Source organism: Stenotrophomonas sp. (assembly GCF_032066555.1).
In the GTDB taxonomy this organism is placed as follows: domain Bacteria; phylum Pseudomonadota; class Gammaproteobacteria; order Xanthomonadales; family Xanthomonadaceae; genus Stenotrophomonas.
The window spans coordinates 73,038-82,376 of record NZ_DAMBKV010000001.1 but is presented as its reverse complement, the minus strand read 5'-3'; the positions used below and the strand labels follow the sequence as shown (position 1 = coordinate 82,376).

Annotated in this window: 8 protein-coding genes; 3 read left to right on the top strand and 5 right to left on the bottom strand. The window is 65.5% G+C overall.

All coding sequences use genetic code 11. From position 1 onward, the window contains the following. Positions 1-18: 18 nt before the first annotated feature. Together RT131_RS00340 and RT131_RS00335 are read right to left on the bottom strand one after the other, a co-directional pair. A complete protein-coding gene (locus RT131_RS00340; RefSeq protein ID WP_313170184.1) occupies positions 19-1,851 on the bottom strand; it encodes an ABC transporter ATP-binding protein in 1,833 nt (610 codons plus the stop codon). Positions 1,852-2,043: 192 nt separating this feature from the next. Further along, positions 2,044-3,585 carry a serine hydrolase gene (locus RT131_RS00335; RefSeq protein ID WP_313170182.1) on the bottom strand — a complete coding sequence of 514 codons (1,542 nt, stop codon included), beginning with the start codon at positions 3,583-3,585 and terminating at the stop codon, positions 2,044-2,046. Positions 3,586-3,723: 138 nt separating this feature from the next. On the opposite strand from RT131_RS00335, the gene RT131_RS00330 reads away from it, so the two are divergent. From RT131_RS00330 to RT131_RS00320, 3 genes are all read left to right on the top strand, one after another. Continuing rightward, positions 3,724-4,152, top strand: coding sequence for a VOC family protein (locus tag RT131_RS00330; protein ID WP_313169270.1), 429 nt, complete (start codon positions 3,724-3,726; stop codon positions 4,150-4,152). A 294-nt stretch (positions 4,153-4,446) separates the two neighbouring features. Next, positions 4,447-5,274 carry a DUF72 domain-containing protein gene (locus tag RT131_RS00325; RefSeq protein WP_313170180.1) on the top strand — a complete coding sequence of 276 codons (828 nt, stop codon included), beginning with the start codon at positions 4,447-4,449 and terminating at the stop codon, positions 5,272-5,274. A 46-nt stretch (positions 5,275-5,320) separates the two neighbouring features. Next, positions 5,321-6,241 carry a DMT family transporter gene (locus tag RT131_RS00320; RefSeq protein ID WP_313169268.1) on the top strand — a complete coding sequence of 307 codons (921 nt, stop codon included), beginning with the start codon at positions 5,321-5,323 and terminating at the stop codon, positions 6,239-6,241. On the opposite strand, the gene RT131_RS00315 is transcribed toward RT131_RS00320, so the two are convergent. From RT131_RS00315 to RT131_RS00305, 3 genes are all read right to left on the bottom strand, one after another. After that, the gene (locus RT131_RS00315) at positions 6,242-7,402 is read right to left on the bottom strand and encodes an AAA family ATPase (RefSeq protein ID WP_313169266.1); all 1,161 of its coding nucleotides are present in this window, start codon (positions 7,400-7,402) and stop codon (positions 6,242-6,244) included. Positions 7,403-7,470: 68 nt separating this feature from the next. Then, complete coding sequence (locus tag RT131_RS00310; protein WP_313169264.1) at positions 7,471-8,535, bottom strand: sensor domain-containing diguanylate cyclase; 1,065 nt, start codon at positions 8,533-8,535, stop codon at positions 7,471-7,473. Between the two features lie 81 nt (positions 8,536-8,616). Further along, entirely contained in the window at positions 8,617-9,339 is a 723-nt protein-coding gene (locus RT131_RS00305) for a pseudouridine synthase (RefSeq protein WP_313169262.1), read from the bottom strand.

The following is a 9,339-nucleotide window of genomic DNA, read 5'->3' as shown; positions in this document are numbered from 1 at the left end:
ACTACCGGCAGCAACAGCTCAACCATCCACGGCCACGAAACCACCGGTCTGGCGCGCCCACAAGCGCGCATACAACCCGCCTGCGGCAACCAGCTCGGCATGCGTGCCGGTTTCGACAATGCGGCCCTGATCCATCACTACCAAGCGATCCATGCGCGCGATGGTGGATAGTCGATGGGCAATGGCGATCACGGTCTTGTCGCCCATCAACTCGTCCAGGCTGTCCTGGATCGCCGCTTCCACTTCCGAATCCAGGGCCGATGTGGCTTCGTCGAGGATCAGGATGGGTGCATCCTTCAGCAGCACGCGGGCAATGGCGATGCGCTGGCGCTGGCCGCCGGACAGCTTCACCCCGCGCTCACCGACATGGGCGTCGTAGCCCTGCCGTCCCTGTCCATCAACCAGGGACGCGATGAAGCCTTCGGCACGCGCCTTGGCCACGGCGGCGCGCAGCTGCTCCTCGCTGGCATCCGGTCGCCCGTACAGCAGGTTGTCGCGGATCGAGCGATGCAGCAACGACGTATCCTGGGTGACCACACCAATCTGTGCACGCAGGCTGTCCTGGGTGACGTGGGCGATGTCCTGGCCATCGATCAGGATCCGCCCGCTTTCCAGGTCATACAGCCGCAGCAGCACGTTTACCAGGGTGGATTTGCCGGCACCCGACGGACCGACCAGGCCGATCTTCTCGCCCGGCTTCACCGCCAGGTTCAAACCGGCCATCACCCCACCGCGCTTGCCATAGTGGAAATGCACATTCTCAAAATCCACCGCACCGGCGCTGACCAGCAATGGTTTGGCGTCGGCTGCATCCTGCACCGTCAGCGGCTGGGCGATGGTCTCCATGCCGTCCTGCACGGTGCCGATGTCCTCGAAAATGCCGTTGATGGTCCACATGATCCAGCCGGACATGTTGTGGATGCGGATCACCAGCCCGGTGGCCAGGGTGATCGCGCCCACGCTGATCAGGCTGGCCTGCCACAGCCACAAGGCCAGCCCGCAGGTGCCGACGATCAAAAAGCCGTTGAGGATGGCAATGACCAGCTCCAGCCCGGTGGTGATGCGGGTCTGTGCGCGGTGCTTTTCGGCCAGCTCCTGGATGGCCTGCGCCACATAGCGCTGCTCGTGGCCACTGTGCGCGAACAGCTTGAGGGTGGCGATGTTGGTATAGCCATCGACGATGCGCCCCATCGCGCGCGAGCGCGCATCGGAGGCGATCCAGGCGCGGTGTTTCATGCGCGGTACGAAGTACACGCCGATAGCGATATAGGCCAGCAGCCACGCGGCCAAGGGCAGCATCAGCCGCCAGTCGGCCTGCGCGAACAGATACAGCGCGGTGCCGGTATAGACCACGATGTACCACAGCGAATCGACCATCTGCACAGCCGATTCGCGCAGCGAGGTGCCGGTCTGCATCACCCGGTTGGCAACGCTGCCGGCAAAGTCGTTCTGGAAGAAGCTCAGGCTCTGCCGCACCACGTGGTTGTGCATCAGCCAGCGCGAACGGTTGCTCAGGCCGGGCACGATGGACTGGTTGACCAGCAGGTTGTGCAGGGCCACCAGCAGCGGCCGCGCCAGCAAAGTGATGCCGGCCATCCACAGCAACTCACTGGCGTGGCGCTGGAAGAAGCCGGGTCCTGCGCTGTCGGCCAACATGTCGATGATGCGGCCGAGGAAGTCGAACATCGCCACTTCCACCAATGCCAGCAGCAGGCCGGCGACCAGCGTGGCCAGCAGCACCGGCCACACCGGGCGCAGGTAATGCAGGTAGAAACGCACCACGCCACGCGGCGGCGTGCGCGTATCCAGTGGCGGAAAAACGGGAATCAGGGACTCGAACCAGCGCAGCATCGCCACGGCCTGTAAAACCGGAACAGGCCGCGATTGTCCCATCGCGGCCTGTGTTCTGTCTGTCTAGGCGATGCGGAACTGTCTGGTTGTGGGAGCCGCGTCAGCCGCGAAGCTGGCGCCCTTTCCGTACACGAAACAGCTGCAACCTGATGATTTACCGGCTTCGCGGCTTACGCCGCTCCTACAAACGCTTCATTCCGCCTTCGGCTTCAGCAGCAGGTCCTGGAAGTCGAAGCTGAAATCGGTCAAGGACGACACCGCCTGCATGCGCACCTCGCGCACCTTGCCGTCCGGGTCCAGGCTGAAGTTGACGAAGGCATCGGCGTTGAGCGAACGGTTGTCCCAGCGCACGATGAAGGTGTCGTGCTGCCAATGCTCCATCGTGCCCACCAGATCGGCGGTGGCACCAAAGCGCAGGCGCAGCTTGCCACCCTGCTGCTCGACGAATACATCGCCATACCAGGCATCGCCATAAGTGCCTGCATACTTGGTCAGCGGCAGCGACGGCTTGCTCTTGGCATCGCGCGCCGCCACATGCTTGTCCCAGCCTTCATCGGCATTGCCCTGCGCCTTGGCCACGCCAGCGGCGTAGGCGCCCACCCAGTCATGGCCCGGTGCACCCAGCATCGCATCCAGCACGCTCATGGTGATGGCATTGAAGGCGGCCCCGGATTCCTGGTTGGTCAGCACCACCACGCCCAGGTTCTGCTCCGGCACCAGGGTCAGCCGCGACACCTGGCCCGGCCAGCCGCCGGTATGCCAGACCAGCTTCTGCCCCCGGTAATCGCTCAGGCTCCAGCCTTCGCCGTAACCGGCGAAGTTGGGACGTGCGGCCGCCAGTTCCGGTACCGACGGCTTGGGCACCACCTGCGGGATCTGCATCTGCCACATCTGCTGCTGGGTCTTTTCGCTGAACAGCGGCGTGCCATCGGCAAGCTTGCCCTCGGCCAGCTGCACGTTCATCCACTTGGCCAGGTCATGCACGCTGGAATAGATGCCACCGGCACCGGCGTTGTTGGACCAGGTCAGCGGCGGCACCGGCCGCAGGTCCTTGAAGTCGTACTTGGCGTGGCCAACGGCAGCCTTGTCACCCGGCTTGAGGTGATCGGCGTTGTAACGGGTGTCGGCCATGCCGACCTTGTCGAAGATGCGCTGCTGCAGGAAGTCGGCAAACGACTGCCCGGACACCTTCTCGATCACCTGCTGGGCCACCGCGTACAGGATGTTGTCGTAGGCATAGCGGTCACGGAAGCCATTCTTCAACGGCACCTGCGCCAGCCGCGCCACCACTTCGGCATTGCTGTAGCGGGTGGTCGGCCAGAACAGCAGGTCGCCTGCGCCCAGGCTCAAACCGCTGCGGTGCGAGAGCAGGTCGCGGATGCGCATCTCGCCGGTGACGTAGGGGTCGGACATGCGGAACGACGGCAGGTGATCCACCACCCGGTCGTCCATCTTCAGCTTGCCTTCCTCGGCCAGCAGGTTCAGCGAGGTCGCGGTGAAGGCCTTGGTATTGGAGGCAATGGCGAACAGGGTATCGGCCTGCACCGGCTCCGGCTTGCCCAGCTCACGCAGGCCCCAGCCGCGCTCCAGCACCACCTTGCCGTCCTTGACCACCGCCACTGCCACGCCCGGCACGTCGAACTGCTGGCGCACACGCTCCACCGTGGCGTCCAACTGCTGCAGTTCCGTCGGCACCGCGTCTTGTGCTGCCGCCATCGGTGCCACCACGCCCATTGCGAGCACCAGCCCGCCACCCAACCAACTATTCAATACGCTCTCCCTTTGGATCGATGCCGGCGCCGGGCCGGTCTTCTCGCGATGGTAACGCGAGCGCGCCCACCCTCGCCTTTCCACAACTGCCCGCCTGCCCCCATGGACCTGGCCGCCCGTACCACCGCCACCATCATCCCCTGCCTGCGCTACCGCGACGCACCGGCTGCGATCGATTGGCTGTGCAAGGCCTTTGGGTTCCAGCGCCATGCCGTCTACCAGGACGGCGAGGTGGTTCACCATGCGCAGCTGGTATTCGGCAACGGCATGGTCATGCTGGGCTCGGTACAGCCCGGCGAATGGGGCAGCAACATGATCCAGCCCGACGAAGTCGGCGGCATGGAGACGCAGAGTGCCTGCGTGATCGTCAGCGACGCCGACGCGCATTACGCGCAGGCCAAGGCTGCTGGTGCGGAGATCGTGATGGACATCGCCAACCAGGATTACGGCGGCCGCGGCTATGCCTGCCGCGACCCCGAGGGCCACCTGTGGTGGTTCGGCAGCTATGACCCCTGGGCCCCGACAACGTAGTGCCGAGCCATGCTCGGCAGGGGCTTTCCAGGCAATCCCGTAGGAACAGCGTAGGCCGCGAAGCCAACCGCAAGCAAAAGGCCTAAGAGCCAACCCCTCCCCAACCCTCCCCTGCTACGCAAGGGAGGGAGCGTAGTGCCGAGCCATGCTCGGCAGGGGCGTTACATGCAGCGCATCACCACCGATGGCTTGGCTGGTAAAGCCCCCTTGCCGAGCATGGCTCGGCACTACCTTGTGCGGGTACATTGTCGGCTTCGCGGCTTGCGCCGTTCCTACACCCATCGGGGCTTTGCGTTGAACGACCTGTTTGCTAGCGCGCCGCACACACCCGGCGTCCACATCGGCATCGGTGGCTGGACCTATGTGCCGTGGCGCGGCGGCACCTTCTACCCGGTCGGGCTGGTGCAGCGCCGTGAGCTGGAATACGCCAGCCAGCAACTGACCAGCATCGAGATCAACGGCACCTATTACGGCGCGCAGAAGCCGCACATCTACACCGCTTGGCGCGATGCCACGCCGGAAGGCTTCGTGTTTTCGGCCAAGGCGCCCAAGCGGATTGTCACCGCGCGCAAACTGGCCAGCACCGGCGGGCAGATCGAGGACTTCATCGATGGCATCAGCCATCTGGGTGATCGCCTCGGCCCGCTGGTCTGGCAGTTCGAAGCCGGGCGAACCCTCGACCGCGATGATCTGGCAGCCTTCCTGCAACTGCTGCCAGCGCAGGTCAACGGTCGCCGCCAGCGGCATGCCGTGGAGGTGCGCGATCCCGCGTGTTTCGATGCGGAACTGGTCGCATTGATCCGCCAGCAAGGTATCGCCCTGGTCTATACCGATGCCAGTGACTACCCCAACGCCGCCGACCTGTCCGGCGACTTTGTCTATGCGCGGCTGATGGGCAGCCGCGACCAGCACGTCACCGGTTATCCAGCTGACGAACTGCAGCAGTGGGCCGCGCGCATCCAACGCTGGCGCAAGGGCGAAGACAACCCGGACCTGCCGCATCTGGCCGCGCCCCTGCCCGCCGCCGCGCCGCGTGAGGTCTTCCTCTACTTCATCAGCGCGGCCAAGCACCGCAACCCGGCGGCTGCACGCGCGTTGCAGCAGCTGGTCGATAAAAACTGAAGGCGGCGACGCGGCGCTTGTCACCTGCATCGGCGACAATACGCCGATGCCTACCAACGACACCCGCAAAGCCCTCCTGCAGATCCATTTCTGCGTCCTGCTGTGGGGCGTCACTGCCATCCTCGGCAAGCTGATCACGCTACCGGCACTGCCACTGGTGTGGTGGCGGATGTTGCTGGTGGTGGCGATGCTGGCACTGTTGCCGCGGGTATGGCGCGGCCTGTCCGGCTTGAACCCGCGGCTGGTGCTGGGCTATGCCGGCATCGGCGCGCTGGTCGCGCTGCATTGGCTCACCTTCTACGGCGCGGTGAAGCTGGCCAATGCGTCGGTGGCTGCCACCTGCATCGCACTGGCGCCGGTGTTCACCGCCATCATCGAACCGTGGATCGCGCGGCGTCCGTTCCAACTGCGCGAACTGGCGCTGGGCGTGATCGTGCTGCCCGGTGTGGCGCTGGTGGTTGGTGGCGTGCCCGATGGCATGCGACTGGGTGTGGCGGTGGGTGCGGTTTCCGCGCTGCTGGTGGCCATCTTCGGCTCGTTCAACAAGCGCATGGTCGGCCACGCTGATCCATTGACGGTCACCGCGCTGGAGCTCGGCGCCGGCACCCTGACCCTGACCCTGCTGGCACCGGCCATGCCGCTGCTGCTGCCGGCCCTGGCCAGCGACCTGTGGGTGCTGCCCAACCTGCACGACGGCCTGTTGCTGCTGGCACTGTCCGGGCTGTGCACGCTGCTGCCGTTTGCCCTGGCGCTGGTCGCGCTCAAGCACCTCAGCGCCTATACGGTGCAGCTGGTCACCAACCTGGAGCCGGTCTACGCGATCCTGCTGGCGATGCTGTTCCTGGGCGAGCAGCACGAACTGACGCCGCAGTTCTACCTCGGCGTGGCGATCATCCTGGGCGGCGTATTCCTGCACCCACTGCTCAACCGCCTGCGTCCACAAGCCGCCACTGGCCCGGTCGCCTGATCAACGCTGCGGCCAGTACCAGGCCGGCCCTTCCAGATTGCCAACGCCCCACAGCCGGGTCTGGCTGAATTCCTTGTGCAGGCGCAGCGCATTGCAGGCGGGGTCCTCCTGCAGCGCGGCGATCAGCCGCGAGGCATGCGACACCACCCACAGCTGACTGCGCGCCGCTGCGTTGATGATCAAGCGCGCCAGCGCCGGCAGCAGGTCCGGATGCAGGCTGGTTTCCGGCTCGTTGAGCACCAGCAACGGGGGCGGTCGTGGCGTGTGCAGCGCGGCAATCAGCAACAGGTAGCGCAGGGTGCCATCGGACAACTCACTGGCCGCCAGCGGACGCAACAGACCGGGCTGCGCGAACTTCAGCGACAAGCGCCCCTCCCAGCCCTCGATCCGCACCTGCGCCCCCGGGAACGCATCCTCCAGCGAGCGCTGCAGGCCCTGCCCATCGCCGATCTCGATGATGGTCTGCCAGGCCGCCGCCAGGTCATGGCCATCATCGGCCAGCACCGGCGTACGTATCGCCATGCACGGCTGGCGCGCCGGGGCAGCGGCATCGGAACGGAAATGGTCGTGGAAGCGCCAGCGGCGGATGTACTCGCGCAGGGCCATCACTTCCGGCATGCGCTGCGGATCGGCCAACTGGCTGAAAAGGCTGTCGAAGCCGGACAGGTGTTCTTCCACCACCTCCCAACTGCGGCCTGCCCGGCGCCGCACCACGCTGCCGCGCCGCTCGACCAGCAGGTTGCTGCTGCGCAGGAAGAGCCCGGCCCAGATGCTTTCGTTCTTGATCTGCGGGTCGCGGTCGAACATCGAGTTGCCCGGCACCGGCAGGCCCAGGTCGATTGCATAGCCGAAGTCCTCGGCGGCAAACCCCAGCCGCAACGACACCGGCGTACTGCGTGCCGTGCCCTGCACCGGCATCTCGCCCTCGCGCATGGCACGGCTTATCCGTTCCGGACCGGCCCACAGCGCCGATTCCAGCCCGCCCTCGCCGGCCAGCGCGGTGGCCACGCCACCACGCGCGGTCTGCGCCAATAGCCGCAGCGCGCGGTAGAGATTGGATTTGCCACTGCCGTTGTCGCCGGTGACCAGGTTCAGCCGCGCCAGCGGCACGGCCAGCTCATGCAGGGAACGGTAGTTGGCGACAGCCAGGGTCTGCAGCATGGGGTTCTCAAGGCATCAGGAGCTGGCCCAGCATGCCCGCGCCCGGTCGCAGGCGTCGAGACGCAGGCTCAGCCCGCCACCACCACCCGGTCGCGGCCTTCGGCCTTGGCCTGGTAGAGCGCGGCATCGGCGCGGCGCAGGGTATCGCCCGGTGTTTCACCGCTGCGGTGCACGGCCAGGCCGATGCTGATCGAGATCGGCAGGCCGATCGGTAGCAGACCCACCGACTCACGCAGATATTCGCACTGCAGCTCGGCCTGTTGCAGGGGAGTATCCGGCATCAGGATCACGAACTCCTCGCCGCCATAGCGGGCCGCCATGCCACGCCCGGCGAACTGCGATCTCAATACGCTCGACAGCTCGGTAAGCACCCGATCACCCTCGGCATGACCATGGATGTCATTGACCATCTTGAAGTGGTCGATATCGACGATGGCAACCGCGGGCGGCACCTCCGCTGCCCGTTCGATCGCCTCCGAAAGCGCGGCGGACAGGGCGCGTCGATTGGGCAGACCGGTCAGTGGATCGGTACGGGTCTGCTCGGACAGCTCCAGGTTGGCCTGCTCCAGCTGCTGGTAGTACTCGACCAGCCGCGCCTCGTACCACTCGTGCTCGACCTGGTGGTGATCGATCTCGATCCGCAGCAGACGCATCTCCAGCAAGCGACTGACCTGACGCGACAGCGCGCGCAGCGCCTCGGCCTGCGGGGTGCCGAGTTGCGACGGCACCGAATCGAACACGCATAGCGAGCCCAGTGCATACCCTTCGCTGGTCAGCAACGGCGCGCCAGCGTAGAAGCGGATATGCGGGTCACCCAGCACCGATGGATTGCCACTGAAGCGTTGGTCCTGGCGGGCATCGGTAACCACCGTCAGCTCTTGCGGAGTGAGGATGGTATGCGCGCAGAAGGCCTCGTCACGCGGAGTCTGTTCGCCATCGAGCCCCTGCAGCGCCTTGAACCATTGCCGGTGCTGATCGATCAGGGTAACCGCCCCCATCGGCGTCCCGCAGATGGTGCGGGCAATCGTCACCAGGTCATCGAATTCCTGCTCGCGTGCGGTGTCCAGCACGCGGTAACGCTGCAACGCGGCAAGACGTTCGGTTTCGTTGGCGGGCAATGCGGGCTTGATCATGCGCGGATCCGAAGCGGCTGGATGGAGAGCGCAGCCGAGTCTAGCGGCACCGCGCGCAAGGCGCGGTGAGCGCGTCACACTTCACCACTGCTGCTGTTGCGGCAGCAGGCCGCGCAGTTCCTGCTCGGTGAGGTTGCGCCATTGGCCCGGCTTGAGCGCGCCGATCTTGATGTTGTCGATGCGTACGCGGCGCAGCTGGGTGACGCGGAAACCGAACTCGGCCGCCATCAGGCGGATCTGTCGGTTCAAGCCCTGCTCCAGGATGATGCGGAAGCCATATTTGGCGATGCGGCTGGTACGGCAAGGCAAGGTCATCTCGTTGTGGATGCGCACGCCACGCGCCATGCCGCGCAGGAATTCATCGGTGACCGGTTTGTTGACCGCCACCAGATACTCCTTCTGGTGGCCGTTTTCGGCACGCAGGATCTGGTTGACGATATCGCCGTTGCTGGTCATCAGGATCAGGCCTTCGGAATCCTTGTCCAGGCGGCCGATGGGAAAAATGCGCTGCTCGTGGCCGACGAAATCGACGATATTGTCCTTGACCGCACTTTCGGTGGTGCAGGTGACACCCACCGGCTTGTTCAGCGCGATATAGACGTGGCGGCGACCGGTGCTCTTCTGCACCGCGCGCGCCCGCAACGGTTGGCCATCCACCTTGACCTCGTCGCCTTCACCGACCACCGCACCGGTGCCGGCGACGATGCCGTTGACGGTGACACGACGGGCGGCGAGCAGGCGGTCGGCCTCACGGCGCGAACAGAAGCCGGTTTCGGCGATGTGCTTGTTGATTCGAATTGTCAT